A 573-nucleotide genomic window follows, 5' to 3' on the forward strand; every position below is an offset into this window, starting at 1 on the left:
ATACAACGAGCTGGGCGAGCTGATAGAAAAGAACCTGCACGTAGAAAACAACCAGCCCCACCAGTCAGTCGACTATCGCTACAACATCAGAGGGTGGCTGGAAAATATCAACAACAGCAGCCTACAAATAGAAACCGGTGTTAACGAAAACGATGCCCGCCCCGACCTGTTCGGTATGGAACTATTGTATAACCACCCCTTAAACGGAGTACCGGCAGGGAACTAAAAAGTAAAAGAAGACATGAACAACCTTTACAAACACTTACTTACCGCTGCCTTCTTTGTTATAAGCCTCACCACCCTCTATGGACAGGGCAGCGCCATCACCTGGACTGACCTGGTAGGCACAGAAGTACAAACTGCCAATACCCTGGTAAAAACAGCAGGATGGGGCACCGACAATGGTGGAGCCGCTTCAACAGAGACACTGGCAGCCGGTACAGACGGCTGGGCAGAGTTCACTGCCTATGCCACAGGAGCAGAACGCTACTTCGGGCTTTCCCAAAGCAATACCGATGCTACCTACATCATGGACTATGCCATCAAACTGAGCAGTACCAATACCATAGTAGT

2 protein-coding genes are annotated in these 573 nt (G+C 49.7%); both read left to right on the forward strand.

Going from position 1 to position 573, the window contains the following annotated elements:
• The coding region (locus C900_RS27540; protein WP_040497703.1) for a hypothetical protein at window positions 1-226 on the forward strand (226 nt) is incomplete at its 5' end.
• Window positions 227-241: 15 nt separating this feature from the next.
• On the forward strand, window positions 242-573 hold a 332-nt coding region (locus C900_RS27545; RefSeq protein ID WP_040497704.1), incomplete at its 3' end, for a hypothetical protein.

Source organism: Fulvivirga imtechensis AK7 (genome assembly GCF_000331535.1).
Lineage (GTDB): Bacteria > Bacteroidota > Bacteroidia > Cytophagales > Cyclobacteriaceae > Fulvivirga > Fulvivirga imtechensis.